This window comes from Sphingobium sp. RSMS, from assembly GCF_005406185.4.
GTDB classification, from domain to species: Bacteria; Pseudomonadota; Alphaproteobacteria; order Sphingomonadales; family Sphingomonadaceae; genus Sphingobium; species Sphingobium fuliginis.
This window is the reverse complement of record NZ_CM191257.1, coordinates 2,876,977-2,902,440: the sequence shown is the minus strand read 5'-3', so window position 1 is coordinate 2,902,440 and position 25,464 is coordinate 2,876,977. Positions and strand designations below refer to the sequence as shown.

23 protein-coding genes are annotated in these 25,464 nt (G+C 63.2%); 14 read left to right on the top strand and 9 right to left on the bottom strand.

The features are described 5' to 3' along the window. Window positions 1–16: 16 nt before the first annotated feature. Genes EGM87_RS14075 through EGM87_RS14065 form a run of 3 tightly spaced genes read left to right on the top strand, consistent with a single transcriptional unit; the run spans window position 17 to window position 2,952 of the window. Window positions 17–1,192, top strand: coding sequence for an acetyl-CoA C-acetyltransferase (locus EGM87_RS14075; protein WP_137710075.1), 1,176 nt, complete (start codon window positions 17–19; stop codon window positions 1,190–1,192). Window positions 1,193–1,195: 3 nt separating this feature from the next. Beyond that, window positions 1,196–2,194: an acyl-CoA dehydrogenase family protein gene (locus EGM87_RS14070; protein WP_137710076.1), complete on the top strand. Its 999-nt coding sequence runs from the start codon at window positions 1,196–1,198 to the stop codon at window positions 2,192–2,194. Between the two features lie 11 nt (window positions 2,195–2,205). After that, window positions 2,206–2,952, top strand: a complete 747-nt coding sequence (locus EGM87_RS14065) for an SDR family oxidoreductase (protein ID WP_137710077.1) — start codon at window positions 2,206–2,208, stop codon at window positions 2,950–2,952. Between the two features lie 3 nt (window positions 2,953–2,955). Here the strand turns inward: EGM87_RS14065 and EGM87_RS14060 are convergent, their stop codons facing one another. The 4 genes from EGM87_RS14060 to EGM87_RS14045 all read right to left on the bottom strand — a co-directional run bounded on the left by EGM87_RS14060 (window position 2,956) and on the right by EGM87_RS14045 (window position 9,630). Continuing rightward, entirely contained in the window at window positions 2,956–4,254 is a 1,299-nt protein-coding gene (locus tag EGM87_RS14060) for a spinster family MFS transporter (RefSeq protein ID WP_137710078.1), read from the bottom strand. Window positions 4,255–4,357: 103 nt separating this feature from the next. Further along, a complete protein-coding gene (locus EGM87_RS14055; RefSeq protein ID WP_253719083.1) occupies window positions 4,358–7,243 on the bottom strand; it encodes a TonB-dependent receptor plug domain-containing protein in 2,886 nt (961 codons plus the stop codon). 69 nt (window positions 7,244–7,312) lie between these two features. Beyond that, window positions 7,313–8,395, bottom strand: coding sequence for a phosphotransferase family protein (locus EGM87_RS14050; RefSeq protein ID WP_025547912.1), 1,083 nt, complete (start codon window positions 8,393–8,395; stop codon window positions 7,313–7,315). Then, window positions 8,392–9,630 (bottom strand): acyl-CoA dehydrogenase family protein, encoded by a 1,239-nt coding sequence (locus EGM87_RS14045; RefSeq protein WP_262856971.1) that lies wholly within the window; start codon window positions 9,628–9,630, stop codon window positions 8,392–8,394. Before EGM87_RS14045 ends, EGM87_RS14050 begins: the two co-directional genes overlap by 4 nt. Window positions 9,631–9,812: 182 nt before the next feature. Between EGM87_RS14045 and EGM87_RS14040 the strand changes: the two genes are divergently transcribed. From EGM87_RS14040 to EGM87_RS14010, 7 genes are read left to right on the top strand one after another with little or no spacing between them, the layout of a single operon-like run. Beyond that, window positions 9,813–10,520 carry a carboxymuconolactone decarboxylase family protein gene (locus EGM87_RS14040; protein ID WP_137710080.1) on the top strand — a complete coding sequence of 236 codons (708 nt, stop codon included), beginning with the start codon at window positions 9,813–9,815 and terminating at the stop codon, window positions 10,518–10,520. Between the two features lie 41 nt (window positions 10,521–10,561). Then, a complete protein-coding gene (locus EGM87_RS14035) occupies window positions 10,562–11,359 on the top strand; it encodes an enoyl-CoA hydratase/isomerase family protein (protein ID WP_013039003.1) in 798 nt (265 codons plus the stop codon). Between the two features lie 3 nt (window positions 11,360–11,362). Next, window positions 11,363–11,701 (top strand): EthD family reductase, encoded by a 339-nt coding sequence (locus EGM87_RS14030; protein ID WP_137710081.1) that lies wholly within the window; start codon window positions 11,363–11,365, stop codon window positions 11,699–11,701. Further along, on the top strand, window positions 11,694–12,488 hold the full coding sequence (locus EGM87_RS14025) for an SDR family NAD(P)-dependent oxidoreductase (RefSeq protein ID WP_137710082.1): 795 nt from the start codon (window positions 11,694–11,696) through the stop codon (window positions 12,486–12,488). Before EGM87_RS14030 ends, EGM87_RS14025 begins: the two co-directional genes overlap by 8 nt. Further along, window positions 12,466–14,007 carry a class I adenylate-forming enzyme family protein gene (locus tag EGM87_RS14020; protein WP_137710083.1) on the top strand — a complete coding sequence of 514 codons (1,542 nt, stop codon included), beginning with the start codon at window positions 12,466–12,468 and terminating at the stop codon, window positions 14,005–14,007. Before EGM87_RS14025 ends, EGM87_RS14020 begins: the two co-directional genes overlap by 23 nt. Before the next feature lies 1 nt (window position 14,008). Beyond that, window positions 14,009–16,078, top strand: coding sequence for a 3-hydroxyacyl-CoA dehydrogenase NAD-binding domain-containing protein (locus EGM87_RS14015; RefSeq protein WP_137710084.1), 2,070 nt, complete (start codon window positions 14,009–14,011; stop codon window positions 16,076–16,078). Beyond that, complete coding sequence (locus EGM87_RS14010; protein ID WP_137710085.1) at window positions 16,075–17,091, top strand: NADP-dependent oxidoreductase; 1,017 nt, start codon at window positions 16,075–16,077, stop codon at window positions 17,089–17,091. The genes EGM87_RS14015 and EGM87_RS14010 overlap by 4 nt, the downstream gene beginning before the upstream one ends. 68 nt (window positions 17,092–17,159) lie before the next feature. Here the strand turns inward: EGM87_RS14010 and EGM87_RS14005 are convergent, their stop codons facing one another. Continuing rightward, a complete protein-coding gene (locus EGM87_RS14005; protein ID WP_103000632.1) occupies window positions 17,160–18,023 on the bottom strand; it encodes an OmpA family protein in 864 nt (287 codons plus the stop codon). A gap of 1,342 nt (window positions 18,024–19,365) precedes the next feature. On the opposite strand from EGM87_RS14005, the gene EGM87_RS14000 reads away from it, so the two are divergent. After that, window positions 19,366–19,656 carry a type II toxin-antitoxin system RelE/ParE family toxin gene (locus EGM87_RS14000; protein ID WP_137710086.1) on the top strand — a complete coding sequence of 97 codons (291 nt, stop codon included), beginning with the start codon at window positions 19,366–19,368 and terminating at the stop codon, window positions 19,654–19,656. 32 nt (window positions 19,657–19,688) lie between these two features. Then, window positions 19,689–19,976 carry an addiction module antidote protein gene (locus tag EGM87_RS13995; RefSeq protein WP_137710087.1) on the top strand — a complete coding sequence of 96 codons (288 nt, stop codon included), beginning with the start codon at window positions 19,689–19,691 and terminating at the stop codon, window positions 19,974–19,976. A 48-nt stretch (window positions 19,977–20,024) separates the two neighbouring features. Here EGM87_RS13995 and EGM87_RS13990 read toward each other — a convergent pair whose 3' ends face one another. From EGM87_RS13990 to EGM87_RS13980, 3 genes are all read right to left on the bottom strand, one after another. After that, the gene (locus EGM87_RS13990) at window positions 20,025–20,582 is read right to left on the bottom strand and encodes a transposase (RefSeq protein WP_137710088.1); all 558 of its coding nucleotides are present in this window, start codon (window positions 20,580–20,582) and stop codon (window positions 20,025–20,027) included. A 118-nt stretch (window positions 20,583–20,700) separates the two neighbouring features. After that, window positions 20,701–21,912 carry an IS256 family transposase gene (locus EGM87_RS13985; RefSeq protein ID WP_011950834.1) on the bottom strand — a complete coding sequence of 404 codons (1,212 nt, stop codon included), beginning with the start codon at window positions 21,910–21,912 and terminating at the stop codon, window positions 20,701–20,703. 118 nt (window positions 21,913–22,030) lie between these two features. Beyond that, window positions 22,031–22,537: an IS110 family transposase gene (locus EGM87_RS13980; RefSeq protein WP_137710090.1), complete on the bottom strand. Its 507-nt coding sequence runs from the start codon at window positions 22,535–22,537 to the stop codon at window positions 22,031–22,033. A gap of 379 nt (window positions 22,538–22,916) precedes the next feature. Here EGM87_RS13980 and EGM87_RS13975 point away from each other — a divergent pair. Both EGM87_RS13975 and EGM87_RS13970 read left to right on the top strand, forming a co-directional pair. Further along, window positions 22,917–23,980, top strand: a protein-coding gene (locus EGM87_RS13975; RefSeq protein WP_137710091.1) for an IS630 family transposase whose coding sequence is annotated in 2 segments (ribosomal slippage) — window positions 22,917–23,408 and window positions 23,411–23,980 — 1,062 coding nt in all. Because the reading frame shifts where the segments join, the coding sequence is not laid out codon by codon here. A gap of 496 nt (window positions 23,981–24,476) precedes the next feature. Then, a complete protein-coding gene (locus EGM87_RS13970) occupies window positions 24,477–24,935 on the top strand; it encodes a DUF2059 domain-containing protein (protein WP_137710092.1) in 459 nt (152 codons plus the stop codon). Window positions 24,936–25,058: 123 nt separating this feature from the next. Here the strand turns inward: EGM87_RS13970 and EGM87_RS13965 are convergent, their stop codons facing one another. After that, window positions 25,059–25,448, bottom strand: coding sequence for a hypothetical protein (locus EGM87_RS13965; RefSeq protein WP_048578749.1), 390 nt, complete (start codon window positions 25,446–25,448; stop codon window positions 25,059–25,061). Window positions 25,449–25,464 lie beyond the last annotated feature (16 nt).

Sequence of the window (25,464 nt, the reverse complement as noted above, 5' to 3'; positions counted from 1 at the left end):
ACAAGAAGGATGCATCATGCCTGAAGCCTATATCGTTTCCGCACGCCGCACCGCCGGTGGCCGCCGCAATGGCCGGCTTGCCGGGTGGCACCCCGCCGATCTCGGTGCTCTGGTGCTGGACGCGCTGGTCGCCGACGCAGGTGTCGATCCGGCCGCGATCGACGATGTGATCATCGGTTGCGTCAGCCAGGTGGGCGAGCAGACCTTCGCCTTCGGCCGCAACATCGTGCTCGCGTCCAGCCTGCCCGACAGCGTACCGGCGGTGACGATCGACCGGCAGTGCGGTTCTTCCCAGCAGGCGGTGCATTTCGCCGCGCAGGCGGTCATGTCGGGCCTTCAGGACATCGTGATCGCCGGGGGCGTCGAAAGCATGACGCGCGTGCCGATGGGCTCCCCCATCACATTGGCGAAAGCGGGCGGCATCGGCGCCAATCCTTTCTCCGAGGCGATCCAGAAGCGCTACGGCGTGGAGATGTTCAGCCAGTTTCAGGGCGCGCAGATGATCGCCGACAAATATGGCTTCACCCGCGACGATCATGACCGGTTCGCGCTCGCCAGCCACCGGAAGGCGGCGGCGGCCATGGATGCGGGCGCCTTTGACAGGGAGATCGTGCCGGTGCCCATCGTCACGGCGGAAGGGGAGCAGGCCATCCACGACCGCGACGAAGGGGTCCGCGCCGATGCGTCGATGGAGTCGATCGGTTCGGTCAAGCTGCTGAGCGAGGGCGGCACGCTGTCCGCGGCGACCGCAAGCCAGATCTGCGACGGCGCGAGCGGCGTACTCGTTGCTTCCGAAGCGGCCGTCAGGGCGCATGGCCTGACGCCCATCGCCCGCATCGTCAACCTGGCGGTCACGGCGGGCGATCCGGTCATCATGCTGGAAGAGCCGATCCCGGCGACGCGGCGGGTTCTCGATCGGGCCGGCATGTCGATGAAGGACATCGACCTGTTCGAAGTGAACGAAGCCTTCGCGTCGATCGCCATGGCATGGATGAAGGCGCTCGACGCGGACCCGGCGAGGTTGAACGTCAACGGGGGCGCGATTGCGCTTGGCCATCCGCTCGGCGCGACCGGCACGAAGCTGATGGCGACGCTCATCCATGCGCTCAAGGCGCGGGGCCAGCGCTACGGCCTTCAGACCATGTGCGAGGGCGGCGGCATCGCCAACGCCTCGATCATTGAGGTGCTCTGAGCCATGAACCTCGCGCTCAGCGATGAGCAGGTGATGGTCCGCGACATGGTCCGCCGCTTTCTGGCGGACCGCTATGACGCGGCGACCATGGCGAAAGGGCCGATGTCTCCCGACGACTGGCGCGCATTGGGGGAACTCGGTCTTTTCGCCCTGCTGACGCCGGAGCAGGCAGGCGGCCTGGGTGGCGGCGCGGTGGAGGTGATGATCGTCTCCGAAGAGATGGGGCGCGCCCTTGCGATCACGCCACTGACCGAAGCCGTTCTGCTCTGCGGCCGGGCAATCGCTGGTGATACTGTGGCCCGGCGCTGGGGCGACAGGCTGATGCAAGGGGAGGCTCTGCTCGCATTTGCGCCGGGAGGTACGATGGCGGACGGAAGGCTCTGCGGATCGGCGGGCATCGTCCGGGACGGCATGGATGCCGACGCCTTTGTCGTGGAGACGGAAGCGGGCGCGCTTCTGTTGGTCGATGGGCAGGACAGCGGCCTCCGCAGGATGCCGGTTCGTCTGGTCGACGGCAGCATGGCAGCCCATGTGCGATTCGATGCGGTGCATGCCGTGCCGCTCACGATTCCGGGGAGCGCGTGGGCAGAGGCTCAAGCCCTGGCCGGCCTGTCGATCGTCGCCGAACTGGTCGGCGCGATGGCGACCTTGCTTGACCTGACCGTCGATTATGTCGGGCAGCGCCACCAGTTCGGCAAGCCGATCGCGAGCTTTCAGGTCGTGCAGCATCGCTGCGCCCGGATGTACACCTGGCTGGAGCAATCCCGATCTTTGCTTTTGAAATCGGCCCTGGTCGAGGAGGAAGAACGGGTCCGGGCCGTGACGGCAGCAAGGGCCTATATTGGCGACGCTGCCTTGAAGCTCGCGGAGGAGGCGGTGCAGTTGCATGGCGGCATGGGTGTGACCGATGAACTTGTGGTCGGGCGCGGGCTGCGGCGCGTGCTGCTGCTGTCGCGCCTCCATGGCGGTGGAACCGCCGCCCGTGCCGCCCTGGCGGCCTGAAAGGATCGGCCATGGCGAAGAAGGGCAGGGTTGAGGGGAAGGTCGTCCTCGTGACCGGCGCGGCGCAAGGGCTGGGCAAGGCCGACGCCGAAGCGCTGGCGCGCGAGGGCGCGCGGGTGGTCGTCGCCGATGTCGACGAGGAGGAGGCGCAACGGGTCGTCGAGACGCTTCCGGCAGCGATGGCGCTTCGCCTGGACGTGACCAGCGAAGCGCAATGGCAGGCCGCGTTGACAAAGATCATGCGGGCGCATGGCCGGCTCGATGCGCTGGTCAACAATGCGGGCATTGCCGCCTTCGAAACGGTCGAGCAGTCGTCGCTGGAGGCATTCCGCCGCGTGATGGCCGTTTCGGCGGAAGGGACGTTTCTGGGATGCAAGACCTGCCTGCCGGCGCTGGCGGCCAGCGGGGCGGGATCGATCGTCAACATCGCGTCCGTGGCCGCGATCCGGGGCAATCCGGCGGTGTTCGCCTATAGCGCGGCCAAGGGCGCCGTACTCTCCATGACGCGCAGCCTGATCGTGCATTGCCAGCAGCAGGGCTATCCCGTTCGCGCCAATGTGGTTCTCCCCGGCTCGCACGATACGCAGATGGTGCGCGAAGCCTATCGCTTCGCCGCGCCCGAATTGCGCGAAGCCGCCCAAAGGCATGAGGGGCAGCCGGAGCATGTCGCCGACCTGGTCCTGTTCCTGGTGTCGGACGAGTCCGTCCGGCTGAACGGGACGGAAATCGTGATCGACAATGGCCGGACGGTGGCGTGAGACTCACTGCCGTTTGAGATCGTCCGCGTAGAAGCGGGATGCCCAGGCGATGCTGCCGGCGCCCGCGAGCGAGAACAGCACCACAGCCGAAAGCGCGTAACGCAGCGATGTGTCGTGCATCCCATCCGCCGCCGCCAGATAATCGCTGAGGAACCCCGTCACCGCCGGCCCCAGACCGAGCCCGAACAGGTTGAAGACCAGCAGGGTCACGGCCGACGTAAGTGCCCGGATGCGCGGCGGAACGACGGACTGTGGGACGCCTATGATCGGACCGTAATAGAAGAACATCAGCATGGTCGCCAGGAAGCCGAACGCCAGCGACGCGGTCAGCGAAGGAATCAGGAACTGGACCAGCGCGGCGGGCACCATCAGAAGCATCGCGGCGGCGCTCACCCAGACGCGGCCCGCCGGATCGCGCGATCCCGCCGCGTCCGACAGGCGGCCGCCCAGATAGATGCCGATGCCGCCGCCCAGCCCGTTCATCAGCGCCAGCCAGGAGGCGACGTCGGCAAGCGGCATGTGGTGGACGCGCATGTAGAAGGGCGCGGACCAGCTCATCATCGCATATTGGGCGAAGGCGTGAAGGGTCGTGCCGATCAGCATGTAACGATAGGTCCGCAACCGCCACAGGAAGCGCATGGCTTCACCGAGGGGCGGCGCTTTTTCCGTTGGGATCGAAGGGCCTGATCCCGTCCGCGCAGGCTCCCGCACGAGCAGCAGGACGAGCGGCGCCAGCGCCAGCCCCGCGACGCCGATCACCCCGAAGGCAAGACGCCATCCCAGCGCCGAGGCGATCCAGCCGCCCGACGCATAGCCGAGCATGATCCCGGCCGGGAGCGCCAGTCCCCACAGGGCAAGCGCCGTCACCCGCTTTTCGGGCGGATAGTAATCGGCGATGATGGAATGGGAAGCCGGCACGGAACCCGCTTCTCCCAGCGCGACGCCGATGCGGAAGGCTACCAGGGAACCAAAGCCGGTCGCGAGGCCCGAAAGCGCCGTCATGCCGCTCCAGGTGGCGAGCGAGGCGGCGATGATGTTGCGACGATTGAAGCGATCCGCCAGACGCGCGATCGGAAGGGACAGCGTCGCGTAGAACAGCGCGAAGGCAAGGCCGGTCAGCAGTCCGAGCTGGCCGTCGCTTAGCCCCAGTTCGCGCTTGATCGGTTCCTGAAGCACCGACAGGACCGTGCGATCGATATAGTTGAACATCGAAACCAGGCCCAGCATGACCAGCATCGTACGGCGCAACCCGGCGGCGGAGGTCGTCGGCGGAGCGGTGAGTCCGATGGGAGGGCTGTTCATGCGTTTACCTCTTGAATGGCTCCGGGATTGAAGGGAGGCCCGCTTTGGGCGAGCCTCCCCGGACTATCGAACTTCCCTTGCGGGCAGTCCGTTCGGCAATCCATCAGAACTTGAAACGGACCCCCGCCGTGAGCGTGCGCCCGGCGACGTTGTAGAGCGTGAACAGGGTCGGATAGAGAAGGCCCGGCGCGGCGGCTGCGGCGACCAGCGGCGGCTTGCGGTCGAACAGGTTCGTGGCCGTCACGAACAGTTCCGGCTCCCCGCGCACGTCGAACTTATAGGATGCCGTGGCGTCGGTGTAGAAGACCGGCTTGATCGCCGGGACCGCATAAAAGGACGTCGGATCGTTCTTGAGGTTGCCGATGGTCACCTTGCCGATCATAGATTCCTGCACGAACAGGGTGAGGCCCCCATTGGTGTAATTGGCGCTGAGCGTGCCCCTGAACTTGGGATAGGCATAGCCGGTCTGGCTGTTGACGCCATGGCCGGCATAATCGATCACCGGCGCGATGGAATTGGTCTGCGTCTTGTACCGGTCCAGATAGTTGGCGAAGGCGCGCAGGGTGAGTTCGCCATCGCCCAGCTTGGTCCGGTACGACATGGTGATGTCGAGGCCGCTGGTGCGCAGGAAGCTGATATTCTGCGTGATGAGGCTCACCGAAATCGGATAGTTGGCGGCCGACCGGTCGCTGAACGGCAGCGGCCTTTCGATAAGGGCGCAGGTCGGCGACGTGCCGTTCGACGTTTCGCACTCGTTAACGACATCGTTCAGCCCTTGCGTGGCGATGGCGCCCTTGATCTTGAGGTCGTAATAATCGACCGAAACGTCGAAGCCGGGCAGGAAACTGGGGCTGAGGACCACGCCCGCCGCGAACGTGTCGCCGGTTTCGGGATCGAGGTCGGGGTTGCCGCCGCTGAATTGACGGATCGAACCCGGCTGGCCGGTGTGAGGGTCGTTGAAGTTCACCGGCGCAGTCTGAACGCCCGCGAACAGTTCGAACAGCGAGGGCGCGCGAATATCGCGCGAGCGCGTGACGCGGAACATCACGTCCTGGATCGGCTTGTAGACCGCGCCGACCTTCCAGGTCTTGACGCTTCCGCTGGTGCTGTAGTCGGTCAGGCGGAAAGCGCCGTTGAGGCTCAGCTCCTCGGCGAAGGGTTGGCCCTTGAATACCGGAACCTGCGCTTCGGCAAACACTTCCTTCACGTTCAGCTTGCCGAAGGCCGAGCCGACATTGGTGTTGTTGAAGCGGGTCATGCGATTGGCCGGAATGCCCCGCAGCCCGGTGAAGTCCACCGGCACGGCGGGATCGGAATTGGACGTCAGGTCCAGCTTCTGCTTGCGATATTGCCCGCCGATGGCGACCGTGACCGGGCCTGCCGGAAGCTCGAAAAGATCCCCGCGCGCCGACAGGACGAAGTCGTCGGTCGTGTTCATGGCGCGGTAACGGGATACGCCAAGGACGGTTTGCAGATCGGCGGTCGTGGGCGTTCCCGCGCCGAAGACATTGAGCGGCGTGCACCCCGGATAGAGGCCGGGATTGGTCAGCGTGACGCGGCAGACGATCGAATTGTTCGGACCGCGAACCGCGTCCAGCGCCGCTGCCAGCTTGGGAATCTCGACCTGCGTCTGGGCGAATTTGGTGACGGACTTGCCATGGGTGTAGTCGGCGGTGACGTTCCATCCGCCAAGGTTCCATTCAAGGCCGCCGTTGATGAGATAGGCATTGGTCGCCTCCCGCGTCGGGATCGGCCCCTGCTCGCCGATGAAGCGGAAGACGGTGAAGCTGTCATTCGGCCCCATTTGCGCCTGGACCGCCGGGTTCAGGAAGGCGTTGCCGCTGAAGAAGCGGAAGCCGAGTACGGACTGGGCCTGCGTATCGTAGCTGGTGACGCTGCGCGAGTAGCTGCCCTGGACATGCGCCGTCAGCCCGTCCGTCAGGTCGTAGGCCAGGCGGCCAAAGCCCTGTGTCGTCGTCAGCGGCGCGATCAACTGGTTGAAGCCGGGAATATAAAGGCCGTCGCCGCCCACATTGGTGCCCGGCGTACCAGTGGCTGTGCCGCGCTGGATGGGCCGCACCGCGCCGCCCGGCAGGAAGATATTATTGGTGAGCGAGGGCACGGTGCTCGTCAGGATGATGCCGTTATTATAGTCGTTGGTCGTGAAACGCAGGTTCGGCAGGAAGATGAACGGGTTTGCCTCGCGGCCCGGTGCGGCGGTCGACCCGGGGACCGAACCCACGGCCGCATAGGCGTCGTCACCATAGATGCGCGCTCTGCGCTTGATGCCATCGCTGTGAAAACGCTCGACCGAGGCGAGGATATGGCCGCGATCGCCCGCAAAGCTGAGGCCCCCCGCAATGCCGATGCGATAGTTGCCGAGGTCGCCGCGGGTCGATACGCCGCGCTGCGCGACGCCCTTCACCCCCTCGAACTTCTTGTCGAGGACGAAGTTGACCGCGCCGCTGACAGCGTCGGAGCCGTAGACCGCCGATGCGCCGCCGGTCACGACGTCGACGCGCTGGATCAGCAGTTGCGGAATCGTGTTGACGTCCACCGCGCCGCGGAATGTCGTGGGCGGCACGCGGATGCCGTCGAGCAGGATCAGCGCCCGCGTCGGTCCGACGCCGCGCAGGTTGAGCAGATTGCCATGCTCGCCGCTATTGCCCTGCAACTGGCTGTTCGACTGCGGGCTGACCGAGTTGGCGAATTGCGGCAGCTTGTTGATCGCATCGGCAAGGTTGGTGGGGGTCGCCTTCTCCAGCTCCGTGGTGGGCGCGACGGTGACGGGCGTCGGCTGGTTGTAGCCGTCGCGCACGACGCGCGTTCCGGTAACGATGATGTCTCGCGTGGAAGGCGCGGCGGCATCCTCCGCCGACTGCGGTTCGGTCGTCGCCGTCGCCGCCGTTTGCGCATGGGCCGGCACGATGATCCCGGCAAACGCGCATCCCGAAAGGAGCGCCAATCGGCCAATCTTGAACCTTGTCATCATCTCTCTCCCTCTGATTAGGGCCATTTTGTCTTTCGCCCTGAAATCTCGTTTCATCCTGTCAGAAGATCAGACTGCGCCGGCCTCCCGCGCCGCCAGCCAGGCGGCCTTGGCGAGTGGTTCGATCCGTGTGACGATGTCGGCGGCATTGCTTGCGGTCTGCACGCCGTCGCGCGCCCGGCCGGCGATGCCCTGCAGAATGGCGGCCACCCGGAACAGGTTGAAGGCGCGGTAGAAGGGATGCGTCGGATCGCCGCGAAGGCCGGTCCGCTCGCAATAGCGGCGGGCGTAGTCTTCGGCCGTGGGAATGCCGAGCGCGGCAAGATCGGCGCCGCGCAGGGTTCCGCGCACGTCCACGCCCTCCGGCCTGAACCACTCCATCATATGGTAGGTGAGGTCGCCGAGCGGATCGCCCAGGGTCGACAACTCCCAGTCTATGACGGCGGATACGCGCGGCTCGGTCGGATGGACCAGCAGGTTGTGGAAGGAATAGTCGCCATGGATGATCGTGGTGCGCTCTTCCGTGGGCGGGATCGCGCCGGGCAGCCAGTCTATCAGCCGGTCCATCTCCGGGATGTCACCGGTGCGCGACGCATCATATTGCCGCGACCAGCGGGAAATCTGCCGCGCGAAATAATTGCCCGGCTTGCCATAGTCGGAGAGCCCTAGCGCCGCGAAGTCGACCAGATGCAGGCGGGCAAGCGTTTCATTGGCGGAGTCATAGATCGCGGCGCGCTCCGCACGGTCTAGGCCCGGCATAAGCGGGTCCCAGAAGCTGCGTCCCGGAACGTAGCGCATCACATAGAAGATGCTGCCGATGACATCCTCGTCCTCGCAAAGCAGCAGCGGTTCGGCGACGGGCAGGCCGGCTTCGTGCAGGGCCATGGTGATGCGATATTCGCGATCCACCGCATGGGCGGATTTCAGCAAAACGCCCGCCGGCTTGCGCCGCAGGACATAGCTTTGGTCCTGCGTCGACAGAAGGAAGGTCGGGTTGGACTGTCCGCCCTCGAACCGCTGGACGCGCATGGGTCCGGAAAAATCCGCGATCCGGCCCGCCAGATAAGCGGCAAGTCGGGCTTCGTCGAACGCACTGTTGACGGCGACATCGACCGTCGAGCCGATCGTCGCGGCAGGCTGCGCGGCGCTCACGACGCTGCGCCTTCCGCATATTTGGCGAGTTCCATCCGGGCGAGCTGGCGTTCATGAACCTCGTCGGGCCCATCGGTCAGCCGCACGATGCGGGTGTTCGCCCAAAGCTCCGCCAGGCCGAAATCGTCGCTGACGCCGCCGCCGCCATGCGCCTGTATCGCGTCGTCGACGATCTGCTGCGCCATTTTCGGCGCGGCGATCTTGATCATCGCGATTTCGGCACGGGCGGCCTTGTTGCCGACCGTGTCCATCATATGTGCCGCCTTCAGGCACAGCAGGCGCGCCATCTCGATCTCGCAACGGGCGCGGGCGATCCGTTCCTCCCAGACCGAATGTTCGGCGATGACCTTGCCGAAGGCCCGTCGCGAAAGGAGGCGCCGGCACATCTTTTCCAGCGCGACTTCCATCGTCGCGATGTTGCGCATCGTGTGGTGGATGCGCCCGGGACCAAGGCGGCCCTGCGCGATCTCGAAGCCGCACCCTTCGCCCAGCAGCATATTCTCCGCCGGCACGCGCACATTCTCCAGCGCCACCTCGAAATGGCCGTGCGGCGCATGATCGTAACCGAAGACGGGGAGGTGCCGCACAAGCGTCACGCCCGGCGTGTCGCGCGGCACCAGGATCATCGATTGCTGCCGGTAGGGCGCGGCGTCCGGGTCGGTCTTGCCCATGACGATGAAGAAGTCGCAGCGCGGATGACCAGCGCCCGACGACCACCATTTCCGGCCGTTGATGACATAGTCGCTTCCGTCGCGGCGAATGTCGGTCTGGATGTTCCGCGCGTCGGAGGAAGCGACGGCCGGTTCGGTCATCAGGAAGGCGGACCGGGTCTGGCCGTCGCGCAGCGGCACCATGAAGCGCTGCTTCTGCTCGGCCGTGCCATAGCGATGCAGCACCTCGAAATTGCCGGTGTCCGGCGCCATGCAGTTGAACACCTCGCTGGCGAAGGAAATCCGGCCCATCAGTTCGGCGATCGGCGCATATTCGACATTGGTGAGGCCCACGCTGGTGAAAAATTCATCGTCATGCTCAGATGGCGGCATGAAGATGTTCCACAGCCCCGCCTCCCGCGCCTTGTCCTTGAGTTCGTCGAACACGGGCGGGATTTCGGTCCAGCGATCGATCGCGGCGGACTGTTGGTGATAGACCGGAACGGCAGGAACGATGTGCTCCTCCATGAACGCCCTTACGCGCTCCATCCATTCCCTGGATTTGGCCGACTGTTCGAAATCCACGCATCCGCTCCAATTACGCCGCCGGATTCGAGCCGGCCTGCTTCCGTTCTAATACTCACCCGACCGATCGGTCGAGCGATAACTAGTCGACCGACTGGTCGGCTGTCAAACTGGTCAGGGAAGAAATTTTTGGTTGACGCCCGACCAGTCGGTCGATCATCTGGATCGCAGGAGAGCAAGCGATGACGAATAGCCCAATCATGGATGTCGCCCTGTTGCGGGGCTATGCGCCGTACACGCTTGCAGGATATGACATTTTCCGATCCGTGATCGAGTCGGACGGCGCGGTGCCGGCTCGCCTGAAAGCGCTGTTCGCGGCGGTGGCTGCCGTCGATCGCCGCCATCTGCCCCTTGCGCACCGGGAACTGGAACGCGGCGTGAAGCTTGGCCTGACCTCGAAAGAGGCGACCGCAGGCCTTATCGTGCTGTCCAGCCTTCGCGGCGAGGCGGCGGCGCTCGATTTCGCGCAGCTCATCGAGGGCAGTTTTGGCGACGCCCAGGCGCCGGAGCCGCAACCCCTGCCCATGGCCGCGGAGGGAGAGGCGGAGGCCAATTTCCGGGCCTATTGGGCGGGGAGCATCCCCGCGCCGCTCGGCGCGTTGATGCGCCTCGTGCCCCAGGCGGCGGACGCCTACTACCTCATGCGGCGGGGCAGCATCGACGCCAATCCGCTATCCGCCAAATATGGCGAACTGCTTCTGCTCGCCATATTGGCGGCGGGATACAGCCCCATGGCGGCGACCCATGTGCGCGGCGCGCGCAATGCCGGCGCGAGCGACGAGGAAATTGCCGAAGCGGTGCTCTGCGCCGTTCCATCGGCGGGGATCGCCGCCTGGATGGCGGTGGGCGGCATGCTCGCCCCGCCTGAAGAAGGCGGCATCGCCCGCTGAAACGACCGATCTTTTCACATCTTTGCCAAGGAGAGAGTTACATGGAACCGGAAAAGGACGTCATCCAATATGAAGTGGCCGATAACGGCATCTGCACGATCTGGCTCAACCGTCCCCATGTGAAGAATTGCGTGAGCCCCCAGCTCCTGCGCGACCTTGAGGTGGCGGTGGACAAGGCGGCCGAGGACGATTCGGTGCTGGCCGTCGTGTTCCGCGGTCGCGGCCACACCTTCTGCGCCGGTGCGGATCTCGGGCAACTGGTGGGTCCGGTGCTGCACGAGACCAGCACCTCGCTTCAGCTCGCGATCGACTCCGCGCGCACCTATGACAAGATCTACAACATGAAAAAGCCGACCATCGCCTGCGTCGAGGGCTATGCCGTCGCCGGCGGGTTCGAGCTTTTCATCTCCTGCGATTTCGGCATTGCCGCCGACGACGCCAAGATCGGCGACTTCCACATCCGCCGCGCCTTGTTCGGCGGCGCTGGTCCGATCTATCGCCTGCCGCGCTATATCGGCATGCGCAAGTCGAAGGAGCTGATGCTGACCGGCAAGCTCTTGTCCGGCAAGGAATGCGTCGAATGGGGCCTGTGCAACGCCTCGGCGCCCAGCGATCAGCTCGAGCAGTTGATCCAGGATTTCTGCGCGCCGCTGATCGACAAGAGCCCCTTCTGCATGTGGATGACCAAGATGGCGGTCAATCGCGGCATGGACGCCGACACCAACTCGCTCATCACGCTGGAAACGATGACCTGCAACGTGGTGCATCACTCCGCCGATGCGAAGGAAGGCGTCGCGGCCTTCCTCGAAAAGCGCCAGCCGGTCTGGACGGGCAAGTAAGCCATGGCGGTCAGCATGGTCGTCCTGGCCAGCCGGCCGCAGGACTGGACGCATGAGCAGTTCACCAGTTGGTGGCGCGGGCCGCATGCCGACGCCGCCAGGGTGCTGCCGGGCCTTCTGGCCTATCGGCACGGCGCGGTGACGAAGGATTATGACAATCCGGAAGCGCCGGGCTGGGACGGCCACGCCGTGCTGACCTTCGCCGACCAGGCGGCGCTCGACGCCGCCTTCGCCTCGCCCGAATGGAAGGCGGCGACCGCCCAGACGAAGGGCATGGGCGGTCGGCGCATCATCCTCATCACCGATGAGGTCGATCTGCTTGCCGGAGACGATCATGGCTGACTGGAACCCCGGTTTCACCGCCGCGCAATTCCGTCTGGATGGCAGGCGCGCGCTCATAACCGGCGGACGCGGCGCCTTGGCCGAAGCCATGGCCGCAACGCTGGCGGACCTTGGTTGCGCCGTCGCCCTTGCGTCCCGCACGGAGGCCGACTGCGCCGATCTGGCGGCGGGCATAGCCGAGCGGTTCCGGGTTCCGGCTGTCGGCCTTTCCTGCAACATCGCCGACGAGGCGTCGGTGGAGGCGGCGGTCGCGGGCACGGTCGACCGGCTGGGCGGGCTCGACATCCTCATCAACAATGCAGGCGCCTCCTGGTGGGGTCTGCCGCAGGACATCCCGCTCAAGGGCTGGCAGAAGGTGATGGACGTCAATGTGACCGGCACCTTCCTCGCCTGCCGCCACGCCGCGCGCCACATGATCCCGGCGGGCGGCGGCGCCATCGTCAATATCGCGTCGGTGGGCGCATTCCTGTCCTATCAGCCGGACGCCGGGCAGGTCGTTCCCTATACCACCAGCAAGGCGGCAATCGTTCACCTGACCAGCGATCTCGCCGCCCAATGGGCCGGGCATAATATCCGCGTCAACGCCATCGCGCCCGGATCGATCGAGACGGGGATGACCGAAACGCTCGATCCCGCCATTCAGGAAAAGACGCGGGCGGGCATATTGATGCGCCGCTTCGGCCGCCCGGACGAAGTGGCAGGCACGCTGGCCCTGCTGGCGTCGGACGCAGGCAGTTTCATCACCGGTCAGACCTTCCTGGTCGATGGAGGGCAATCCCTTGCCTGAAGAGCAAAGCCATCCGGCGTTCGAATGGGACGCCGAGCGGCTCTGGCCGCAATTCGTCCGCCTTGCCGACGCTGAACCGGATGCGCTTGCCCTGGCGGATTGCGATGATCGCCTGTGGAGCCGGGAAGAGCTGCGAGGGCAGGCGGTGGAGATCGCGGCTCTGCTGAAGGCGGTAGGGGTCGAGCCGGGCGACCGCGTCCTCGTCACCGCGCATAAAAGCCCCGCGACGATCGCGACGGCGCTTGCCATATCATCGCTGCAGGCGACCTTCTGCCCCGTATCGCCAAAGCTCGGAGCGGGCGACCTTGCCTCGCTCGAATCCTTGCTCGGCCATGCCGCCAAGGTGAGCGGCGCCGGCAGCGCCCTGCCCGAGGTGGCCGCAGCCGCCGGCGAACGGTCGGTCGATCCGCGCGATCGCGATACCGCGCTCATCGGCTTCACCTCCGGCAGCACCGGCGTGCCCAAGGGGGTGATGCATGGCCCCGAAGCCCTGAACTACGCGACCCGCGCCTGCGCGGCCATTGCGGGTCTGCAACCGGATGACGCGATCCTGGGCATCGTCCCGCTCGACAGTGCGCCCGGCTTCACCTTCACGGCGCATTTCGCGCTGTCATTGGGGCATCCGCTGGTGCTGGTCGACCCTTGGGTGCCGGCCGAAGCGCTGCGGCGGGCCGAACGCTATGGATGCGGCTGGGCGATCGCGGTGCCCACGCACCTGTTCACGATGGTCGAGGCCGCCCGGCTCGGCGAATGGAGCGGCCGCCTGCCGCTCCGCGCCATGGCGGTGGGCGGCAGCGCGATGACGCCGGAACTGATCGAGGACGCCGACCGGCTGCTCGGTCTCAAGGCGCTGCGCATGTTCGGCATGTCCGAATGCATGGGCCATGCCTCCACCCATCCCGCCCATTCGCTGGAACGCCGCCAGCTGTTCGACGGCATCCCCTTTCCCGGCACGCAGGAGGAGGCGTTCGACGCTGATCTGCGTCCCCTGCCGCGCGGCAGCCGGGGGCAGGCAGGCGTGCGCGGCCCGTCGCTGTTCCTGGGCTATGCGCAGGGCATGGGGGCGGGGCAGGAGCGCATGACGCCCGACGGCTTCTACCTGACTGGCGACGAGATCGTCCGCGATCAGGACGGCTTCGTGCGCGTGGTCGGCCGCATCAAGGACCAGATCATTCGCGGCGGATTCAACATCGACCCGGCCGAGGTGGAGGCAGCCCTGCTGCGTCATCCCGCCGTTGCGGAGGTGGCGGTGGTGGCCGTGCCCGAACGCAAGCTGGGCGAACAGGCCTGCGCCGTCTGCCGGCTGCGCACGGACGATGGGAGCATCGACCTGTCCGCCCTGCTCGACCACCTCTCCCAGCAGGGCCTGTCCCGCAAGAAATGGCCAGAGCATCTGGTGCTGGTCGAGGCGATGGCCGTCACCGCCACCGGCAAGCTCGACAAGAAGGCGATGGCCGCCATCGCCGTGGAGGAGGTCGCCCGCAGGCGCGCGGCGCCGCCCACCAGACAGGACGCATGACATGAAGCAGACCGCAACCAGCGTCGTCACCGACGGCGTCGCCCTGATCACGCTCGACAATCCGCCGGTTAACGCGCTCTCGGCGTCCCTCCGTCAGGGATTGCAGGCCAAACTGGAGCAGGCGTTCAGCGATGGGGCGGTTGGCGCCATCCTGTTGCTCTGCGCCGGACGGACCTTCATCGCCGGCGCGGACATCACCGAATTCGGCCAGCCCTGGCAGCCGCCGTCCTTGCCCGACCTTTGCGCCATGCTGGACGACGCGCCCAAGCCCGTCATCGCCGCTATTCATGGCACGGCGCTTGGGGGCGGGTTCGAACTGGCGCTCTCCTGCCACTATCGGGTGGCGGCGCGGAGCGCGAAGGTCGGCCTGCCGGAGGTGCATCTGGGCCTGCTTCCCGGCGCGGGCGGCACCCAGCGCCTGCCCCGGATCGTCGGTGCGGAGGCGGCGCTCGAAATCATCACGTCCGGGCGGCAGATCAAGGCTGCCGAAGCCCTTTCGCTCGGGCTGGTCGACGCCGTGGTCGATGATGCGGCCTTGCAGGACGAGGCGCTGGCCTTCGCGCGCCGCATCGTGGCCGATGGCGGTGCGAAGCCGCGAATATGCGATCGGGCCGACGCGCTCCAGCGCGACCGGGATCGCCCGGAGCTGTTCACCGCCTTTGCCGCCGCAAACGCACGCCGGTTCAAGGGGTTCGTCGCGCCCGCCGCCATCATCGAGGCTGTCGAGGCAGCAGTGAACCTTCCATTCGATGAGGGGCTGGCAAAGGAAACCGCCCTGTTCGAGCGGCTGGTCGCCAGCCCGGAGTCCGCCGCCCAGCGCCATGTCTTCTTCGCGGAGCGGGAGGCGGCCCGCGTTCCCGACATCGGCCCCGACATATCCGCGATCGACATCCGGTCGGTGGGCGTCATCGGCGCGGGCACGATGGGCGGCGGCATCACGATGAACTTCCTGAATGCCGGTATCTCCGTTACGCTGGTGGAGACGAACCAGGAGGCGTTGGATCGCGGCATCGCCACCATCCGCCGCAACTATGAGGCTACGTGCGCCAAGGGAAGGATGACGGCGGCGCAGGTGGAGCAGCGCATGGGCCTGATTTCGCCCAGCCTCGACCTCGCCGCGCTCGCCGACGCCGATCTCATCATCGAAGCCGTCTATGAGAGCATGGACGTCAAGACGGACATTTTCGCCCGGCTTGACCGGATCGCCAGACAGGGGGCGATCCTGGCGTCCAATACCTCTTTCCTCGACCTTGATCGCATCGCGGCGGCGACCAGCCGGCCCGAATGGGTCATCGGCCTCCACTTCTTCTCGCCGGCCAACGTCATGCGCCTGCTGGAGGTGGTGCGAGGGGCGGAGACGGCGAAACCGGTGGTCGCCACGGCGATGCGGCTGGCCAAGCGGATCGGCAAGGTGGCGGTGCTGAGCGGCGTGTGCGACGGCTTCATCGCCAACAGGCTGCTGGCTCCGCGTGGCGCGCAGGCCGAAGCGATGATGCTGGAAGGCACGCCGATCGCGGAGATCGACCGCGTGCTTGTCGACTACGGCTTTGCTATGGGCCATTTCCAGATGATGGATCTGGTCGGCCTGGACGTCATCGGCCGGAACGCGACGGAACGCACCGTGATGGGCGATCTTGTCGCCGCCGGACGGCTGGGCCAGAAGCGCGGCGCGGGCTATTATGACTATGATGAGAAGCGGCGCTCGCGTCCGTCGGACGTGACCGGCAACCTGATAAGCGAGGTGGCCGCGGCGCGAGGCGTCGCCCATGCGCCCAAATCGGGCGACGAGGCGCTGCTTGCGCGGCTGCTCTATCCGGTCGTCAACGAAGGGGCGAAGATCCTGGAGGAAGGCATCGCGCTGCGCGCCTCCGACATCGATATAGCCGCCGTGCTGGGCTATAACTGGCCAGTCTATCGCGGCGGACCGCTGTTCTGGGCCGATCAGGTCGGATTGGACAGGATCGTCGCGGACATGCGCCGGCTGGCGGCGGTGCATGGCGAAACCTTCCGCCCCGCGCCGCTGCTCGTGCGGCTGGCAGAGACGGGGCGGCGGTTCGGCGACGGGTCGTGACCCTCAACCGCTCCTGGGTGCTTGCGCACAGGCCCGAAGGCGCGGTGCGCGCCAGCGACTTCGCCTATCGGGAGGAGACGTTCGATACGCCCGCGCTGCAGGAGGGCGACATTCTCGTCCGCACCCGGATCATCTCCTGCGCGCCGACGATCCGCAATTGGCTGAACCCGCCCGAACGCAGCTATCGCGGCGCGATCGGCATCGGCGACCCTGTCCGGGGCATGGCGGCGGTCGAAATATTGGCGTCTCGTCATGCACGGTTTGAACCCGGGCAATGGGCTACGGCTGTGGCGCCCTGGCAGGACTATGCTGTTCTGCAGCCGGATAAGGCGGCCGTGCCCGTCACCACCCTAGAGACCGGCATCGATCCGGTCGACGCCATGACGCTGTACTCGCCCAACAGCCTGACCGCCTATTTCGGCCTCTTCGCGGTGGGGGAGCCGAAACCCGGCATGACCGTACTCGTGTCCGGTGCGGCGGGATCGGTCGGTGCGATGGTGTGCCAGATGGCCCGCATCGCTGGCTGCCGGGTCATTGCGGTGGCGGGCGGTCCCGACAAATGTCGTTGGCTGAAGGAAGAAGGCGGTGCGGATGTGGCGATCGACTATCGCTCGGCCGACCTTCCTGCGGCTTTGAAGGAGGCCAGTCCCGACGGCATCAACATCTTTTTCGACAATGTGGGCGGGGACATATTGCAGGCGGCCGTCGACCGGATGGCGCCCCATGGCCGCATCGTGCTTTGCGGACAGTTGGCAGCCTATGATTCGAATAGCCCGGCCGCCGGCCCGCGGGATATGATGAAGCTGGTCTATGGACGGATCCGGATGCAGGGCTTTGTCGTCGGGGACTATGCCGACGATTATGCGTCCGCGATCGCATCGATACGACAGTGGGAAGCTGAAGGGCGGCTGCGCAATCGCTATGATGTGCGCGACGGGTTCGAGCGCATACCCGACGCCTTTGTCGACATTTTCAACGGGCGCAACGCCGGAACGCTGATCGTCCGGATTTAAATCTTCGCTTCGCGAGAGACATGGCCACATTCGAAAATCCGGGGTGGGCGGAACCCACCCCGCGCATCTCACAGTCCGTCAAGGCCCTTGCTGACCAGGATATTCACCGCGACCCGGCGGTTCTGCGCCTTGCCTTCGATGGTGTCGTTGCTCGCCACAGGGTCCGCTTCGGACATGCCAGTGGGCGTCAGCATGCGATAGGGCTTCCACCCGCACGCCTGCTGAAGATAATTGACGACGCGGCCGGCCCGCTTCTCGCTAAGCTCCTGGTTGAAATCCTCGTCTCCCGTGGAATCGGTGTAACCGACCACGAGCAGCAGGGCGTTGCTCATTCCCTCGGCAGTCGCCGCCGTGGCACAGAGATCGTTCTTCGCCTGAGACGACAGCACCGCCTTGCCGGTATCGAAATTCACGTTGGTCGTGCTTTTCACATTATATTGGTCGATCTCACCCATGCGGCCGCGCAGCGCCTCGGTCGCGGCAGTCTGTTCGTCGAAGCGCTGGGCCGTGCCATTGTGGATCATGGACGCGGTCTTCAGATCCTTGTTCTGGAGATTGATATGGCTGGCCACGAGCCCGCCGCCCGACTGCAACGTCTTGACGGTGACCGGCAGGCCGTTCAGCAGCGAGGTTGCGGCAAGCTTGCTGCGGTTAAGGCCGAAAAAGCCCTTGCTGGCGGTAATCCGGGTGGCATCGTCGATGGCGATGACGGATTTGGTGCCGTCCGCCGCCGTGACCTGCATCTTGTCGCCGCTGCGCGCGGAAATGATGCCCTTTATCTCCGGGCCTTCCGACTTTTCGGCGGGCAGATAGGCGGTCGCAGAGACATCGGCCGACGGTGGGTCCTGCGTCTGCGCAGCCAGGCTGGCCGATGCCCCGGACAGCAGGGCAAGCAACAAGAGACATTTGGGGCTTCTGGAAATCACACTCATCACGCTACTCCTCCAAGCTTCGATAGTCGGGCCTGCAATGCCGCAGCTTTTCGTCCGACTGCCGTCTGCGTGATGGCGTATTCGGCTGTCAGAACCCCCTCCATTGTCCTTCCTAAGATGTGCGGCATGACGCCGCGCAGCTTCTGCCTGTTGAGAATGACCTTTCTGGTACATGAACAGGCTGGATCGGTCAGCCAGTTGAAGAGGCAATTGGAGCGCATCCTGCGACGAACCGAAATCAATGGATGCCGCGCGGGAGAGCATTGCTGAAGTAGATATAGGGAATAGAGTGCTGAGTTCAGTTCTTCATCAATAGACGTTCGGCCAAACCGAAATCTGGACTGAGTTCAAAGGCTAAATCTTGCAGTCAGGATTTTATCTTTTGGAAACACCGATTTGCACTCCGCTGGGACGAATGTCGCCGGGAATGACCAGGCTGCCCGGTGACGCACCTCGTCTTGATACCGTCAATGTGAGGAAAAGGTGGCGGAGACGGAGGACGTCACACATTCACCCTAAGCGATTGATTTCTCATAGGTCATGAGCGGTCGGGGCCAGTTGATACCATATCATCTACCATAGAAGATTTTTCTTCTCTCGATTCGGTATCGATACGGCGGAGGCAAGGGCTAGGGATATAGGCCGCGCTTTCCCCTATTATGTGGCGGGTATCGGAAAAAACGCAACATCCGCAACATCGACGGAAATTCGCCATTTTTGGCGCAACCTTTGACGCAACCTCTGTGCAACCAGATTACATTTTGAAACTGCAACATTTAGTATCTGAAAAAGCTAGGTTTTCTGCGGGCGTTGCGTTTTTCACTCGCCAAGGTGACGTTCGATTGCACCTTTGAGGCAACCAATAAAATTACGTGTTTTCAGTGCCTTAATTTGAACGGAGGGGCGCGGGTTATGGATGTTGCGCTTTCCCGCCCCCTCCCTCTGTGGCGCACGCCCCGGACGCGAAAATTTCCCGATCCCATCGCCGCCGCCAAATGGTCGTCTAGCTGCATCAAATCGCATCTTTCGACGGCCCCGTTCGGCACCAATCCCGCCCAGCATCTGGGCCGCCGGAAAGGGAAGATGGTGACTGCATCAATAGGGACATGAAAAGTGCGCGGGCGAGGTGGGGGGAAAAGCGCGTTTTCATGGGCGCCACCCCCCTCGACCCCGCCGAGTCGCCCGCGCGCCGGTCCGGCGGCACCTCGCCCTCCGCTGACGCCGGTGGAGGGCTGATCCGATATGACGAGGTGCGTAAGACTGTTGCGCGCCGATGGCCCATGCCGGGCCGCCATGTCTCTTATATGTTGACAAACCCTCCTTGTCACATATAAGAGACAGCATGGAAACGCAACAGACCCCGGCCTTCGCTGATTGGTTCGAAAGCCTTCGCGATCGCAAGGCGAAGTCGAAGATCGCGGGCAGGATCGCCCGCATCGAACTCGGCCTGATGGGCGATGTGAAGTCGGTTGGCGACGGCGTTTCGGAGGCGCGTATCGACTTCGGCCCCGGATACCGCCTCTATTTCACCCGCCGGGGCGAGCAGTTGATTATCCTGCTGGTGGGCGGCGACAAGTCAAGCCAGCAGCGGGACATCGCAAAGGCAAAGGAAATGGCGGCTCAGATATCCTGACCCGCTTCGCAGGCCCGAAAGGAAACGAAACGATGGCCATCAAACTCACCCGCTTTGACGCGGCGGAATATCTGACCGAACCGGAGGATCAGGCCGAACTGCTGGCAGACGCCCTCACAACCGGCGATGTCCATGTCATCGCAAAAGCCATCGGTATCGTGGCCCGCGCTCATGGCATGACGGAACTGTCGAAGGAGACCGGCATCAAGCGTCAGCAGCTTTACCGTGCCCTCGGCCCGGACGGAAACCCTACGCTGGAAACCATGCTCAAGGTGCTGCCCGCGCTCGGCCTACGCATGCGAATCGAGGCTGCCGCTTAGTCCCGATGAAAGCCGGTGAAGTCCCCTGCAACACCACCGGACCACCGGCTACGACCGCAGCTCTTTCCCGATGGTATCCAAATCTCGCGGATTGGGATCGAAGGTCTGCCCGCTTTTCCAAATGGACAGCATCACTACTGCCAACTTCCGCGCCAAAGCCGTGGTGACCCGTCTATAGTTGCTGCGCTCGCGGAGATTGTCAGCCCAAACACGGAGCACGCCCACCTCGGATTTCTGACGCATTATTGCAGCTGCCGCACCTACTAGGTGCGTGCGGGTCATCGCATTTCCCATTTTGCTAATGCCGCAGCGTACGGAGGTGCCCCCCGATTGCTTGAGCCGTGGAACAAGGCCAAAATATGCGCCAACATCAGCGGATCGTTTGAAGCGGGCTGGATCGCCAATCGCGCTATAAAAGGATAATGCCGTAATTGGGCCAACGCCGGGAATGGCGAGGAAGCGCGAGCAGATCGGATGATTTTCTGCCAGCTTCATGAGGTTACGATCTACTCTTTCCAAGTGCCGTCGAGTTGCCTCACAGATTTCTAAGACAGGCAAAACATCTTCAGTGAGATCAACTCCTTCCCGGTCCTTGATCTTCTTCACCTCGGACAACACGTTTCGACGCAGACCAACCGCTGAATATGATCGCTCCAATTTCCCGCCGTTTAGGTCGCGTCCGTCAATGTGGTGTAGAATTGGGTGTGGCCAGCGGGCTGCATTTTCAGGCGGCCTTGGGTGTAATCTGTAGCGGCTGTGCCTCCTCGATCATTGGTGTAGCAAGGGCGGCCATGCCCTCGATCTGCATGTAGCGGTGCTGGAGCTGGTATTCGTCATTCTGCTCCAGCAGGACGGCGCCGACGAGGCGGATGATGCTATCCTCGTTCGGGAAGATGCCGACGACATCGGCGCGGCGCTTCACTTCCTTGTTCAGGCGTTCCAGTGGATTGGTGGAATGTAATTTGACGCGGTGCTGCTCGGGGAAGGTCATGTAGGCCAGCACGTCGTGCTCGGCATCGTCCATGCAGGCGCCGAGCTTTGGCCAGCGGGTACGCAACTGGTCGGCGACCTGGCGCCAGACCTGTGTCGCGGCGGCATGGTCGGGCTGGAGGAAGACCTGGCGGATGGCAGCGGCGACGACGGTGTTCTGGCCCTTGGGCACGTAGGCCAGGGCATTGCGCATGAAGTGGACGCGGCACCGCTGCCAGGTGGCGCTGAGCACGCGAGTGATCGCTGCCTTGAGGCCCTCGTGGGCATCGGAGATGACCAGCTTCACGCCGGTCAGTCCGCGGCGTGCGAGGTCCTTGAGGAAGCTCGACCAGAATGGCTCGGCTTCGGAGGGTCCAATGTGAAGGCCAACGATTTCGCGCTTGCCCTCGGTGTTGACGGCAACGGCTATTATCGCGGCGACACTGACGATCCGCCCGCCCTCGCGCACCTTGAGGTAGGTAGCATCGAGCCAGAGGTAGGGCCAGTCGCCGGTGAGCGGCCGCTTAAGGAAGGCATGGACACGTTCGTCGATATCCTTGCACAGCTTGGACACCGAGGATTTGGAGATGCCGGTCATGCCCATGGCCTGCACCAGCTCGTCGACACGCCGGGTGCTGACGCCGGCGATCCACGCCTCCTGGATCACCGCGACCAGCGCCTTCTCGACGGTCTTCCTGGGTTCCAGGAAGCCAGGGAAGTAGGCGCCGGTCCGTAGCTTGGGAATCCTCAGGTTGAGCGTGCCGAGCCGGGTATCGAGGCTGCGGTCGCGGTAGCCGTTCCGCCAGGTCGTCCGGTCGCCGGAGCGCTCGTGTCGGCTAGCGCCGACCAGGCCATCGACGTCGGCCTCCATGATGATCTGTAATACGCTCTCGGCGATCGTGCGCAGGAAATCTCCATCTCCAGTCTTCGCCATCAGCTCGGCAAGCGGTAGTCTGTCGTCGGTCATCGGGATCAACTCCTCGGTGGGCGTGTGAAGTGTGGTAACTCCACCTTACCGATGAGCCCGGTGGCCACCGAGATCGAAATCGCATGGGGTGGGGCATGCCCCACCCCATGCGATCATCTCAATCTACACCAGAAATTACACCACGAGCGCGGACGCTAACGCCGTTTAGGCGGAATGCAGACCTGATCGCTCCTTCGCCTGCCATCCGGTGGCTGACCAGTTTCTGCCGCACTACAAGCTTGGAACGTAGAAGCTGACATTCGACGCTTTTTACAGAGACCTCTGCCACCACTCCTCGCCCTAGTCTGACTAGATCAGCCAGTCCTTCGGCATCATTGCCATCGGTCTTATTCTGTCGAATCGAAAGGAACTTACTCGTCTGGCGCGTTTCAAATACGTGAACCTGGTATCCCCGATGACGAAGTTTTCTCGTGAGATGAATGCCTGTTGAACCAGCCTCAAGTCCGACAACCATCGACTCAGATGAGCCATAGCGAAGCAAGAATTTCGTGATATCTTCGTCGGAAGCCATCAATTCCGCTTTTGCAAGAACGCAGCCTGCATCATCTTTGATGCAGGCGGATACAGTATCCGCGCCTATGTCCAATCCCACCCACTGCTTCAAAACGCGGTTTCCCTAATTCATTCTCATCGAAGGAACGACACCAAGACCTGAAGCAAGGTCGCTGAGCGCCTTAGTAAAATGGACGGTGTTCGTTCCCCGTGCCCAACGGCCGCGCTCCATCGCCTGTCTAAATTAAAAAATCGTTTCGAAACCGTACCGAGATAAAAATATCACCACAGGGCTTTAAACGGGGGGGGGGTCAATATTCGACTGTTCTCCCGCATAGGACGCTCATACCGCTGCGTGATCAATTGTTTTGGCAAAAAACAAGCGTTGCAAATCGCCCACTAATACCAACCTCCCATGATGCTGACTCACGAGGGGGATTCCCAAAGCGACGAAACTCTGACTCTATGGCTGCTGGTTGGAGGGCATGGCCATGGGTGCAGCGATTGGATTGCGGGATGACTTTGACGCGGCGGGTCTGAGGAGACTGGCACGGACGACGAAAAGCGCAAATCAGGGGCGTCGGCTCCTAGCCTTAGCGGAAATATATGATGGCAGGAGCCGCAGCGATGCGGCGCGGATCGGCGGAGTGACACTGCAGATCGTGCGGGACTGGGTCGTGCGGTTCAATGCTCGAGGTCCAGACGGGCTCCTCGACGGTAAGGCACCGGGCAAGCCCTCCTTGTTGAATGATGCCCAGCGCCAGGCTCTCGCGGAGGTTGTTGAGAGCGGCCCGATCCCGGCCATTCATGGGGTTGTGCGCTGGCGGCTGATTGACCTGGCGCGTTGGCTCCATGACGAGTTCGGCGTGTCCCTGACGGAAACGACAGTGGGACGGGAGCTGAAGAAGCTGGGCTATGTCAAACTGACCGCGCGCCCACGTCACCATGCTCAGAACGAATATGCGATGGAGGACTTCAAAAAAGGGGCTTCGCAGCCGAGCTGGCAAAGATCAAAGCCTCTCTCCCGCGCGACACGCCTATAGAGGTGTGGTTCCAGGATGAGGCCCGCATCGGGCAGAAAAACAAGATTACCCGCCGCTGGGCCAAGCGAGGCACCCGGCCTTCAGCGCCCAAGGACCAGAGGACCAAATCGGCCTACATCTTTGGCGCCATCTGCCCTGAGCTTGGCAAGGGCGCTGGCCTGGTCCTGCCCTTCTGCAATATCCAGACCATGTCGCTGCACTTGGCGGAGATATCGCTGGCCATTGAACCAGGTGCCCACGGTGTGCTGCTGATGGATCAAGCGGGATGGCACGTGACCGGAAAGCTGGAAGTGCCCGAGAATATCAGCATCGTTCCGCTGCCGCCGAAATGCCCCGAGCTTAACCCGGTGGAAAATATCTGGCAGTTCCTACGCGACAACTGGCTGTCCAACCGGATCTTCACCTCCCACGACAACATCATCGACCTTTGCTGCGAAGCTTGGAACAGGCTCATCGATCAGCCCTGGCGTATCATGACGATCGGACGCCGCAAATGGGCAAGTGGGTCGTGATCAATGCAGGTTGGTATAAGCCATCTGCAGGCTCTTCAAATTTGTCCAGTCGTTCGCAAACTTCCATGAAGTCAAACGGCATCCCTGAACGACAGATTTGTTGAAGTAGAGCAACGAATGACTGGCCATAAGACTTGAGGCAGGGTCGATGCCCTAGCGCGGCTCGCAGGGTCCAGTCATTCGCCCACGGCCGATAGATCAGGATAAGAGCTGTGTCAAAACTTCGCGGAGGGCAAACAACCTTGCAGCAAGTAGCAGCCGGTCATTCTCACGGCTACCGTATTTGGCCTTCACTCCTATAACGCGCTTGTCGGTGCACAGTAGTGAATACCGACCGTAGCCATTGCGGACGAAAGTCCGCTGACGACCAGAGCTTGCCATTGTCGGCGGGCCCGGGCTTTCTCCATAGCGGACATCTCCTGCCGCTGGCATCAAGCGCAAGTTCGCAGGCATCCCTTTGATATGATAAGCAGAAATTATTCGCCGGAGAATTGAGATGACTTCCGCTCAGATTGAAGAACCACCCAGCAGCCATAAACTTGACCTAATCCGCCGCTTCCTAGTTGCATCTGGCATTCAGCAGCAGATCGACAGAGGGAAATTCGTAGAACGGTTCGGTATCCCCGGCGGCCACATATATAAGTGCGCGGCAGAGCGAGGTGCCACATTCGGCGGCGCTGTGGATACAAGTCTTGTAGTGCTTAGGTCAGCATATGAAAAGCACCGTCACATCTGGCAAGAAGAGTATGAGAATCACGTCAATTGGGAGTTTACAGAAAGCGAACTGGAGCAGGTCGTTGCCTTCCTTGAAGCGCCAGTCGGCCAGCATTTCCTAGAAGGACGCTGGCGTATGGATGCGTATATCGGTACGAATACCGAAGAATTAGTTGAGCAGATCATTGAGGAAGCTGAAGGCGCAATAGGTCAGATGAGCTTTGGTGCGAATGGCACCTAGATACAGATTTTGACCGCTACCTGCCATTCCGCCACCCACCCGATCCATACCAAAAATGGATCTCTTTCTTGCAGAATGGCGCGGCAGATGGCCGCCTAGCGGCAGTCGACCAATTGCAGTCGTTCAAGCTGCCCAGATGAACCTAACGAGCGCCATGGCGAATGCGAAGATGAAAGCGTATCCGAACCGATCGACCCGAACTAAACTCTGCCCTCTCTTTGAACGCGTTCGACCGACCATTGCCATCAGCGCGCCCGCGCAGATTGGCGTGGCGATAAGGTTAATCTTACGAAGCAACGGATTGACGATCGGCGAGGTTGGGAAAATCAGAAGAGAAATGCCTCCGGCGATTCCTCCCCACAAAATGAATCCGAAGGTCGAAAGCACGGGGTTTTTGGGCCTCTTCAGAGTGTCCGCAAGGCTATGAAGTCCAAGCTCAAACAGCGCTTCGAAGATCGCCTGAAGCAGCAACTCTCCCAAGAACTGAAAAAGAAGCTCGAAAACAAATTCCATCGTCAGGAAGTCCAGC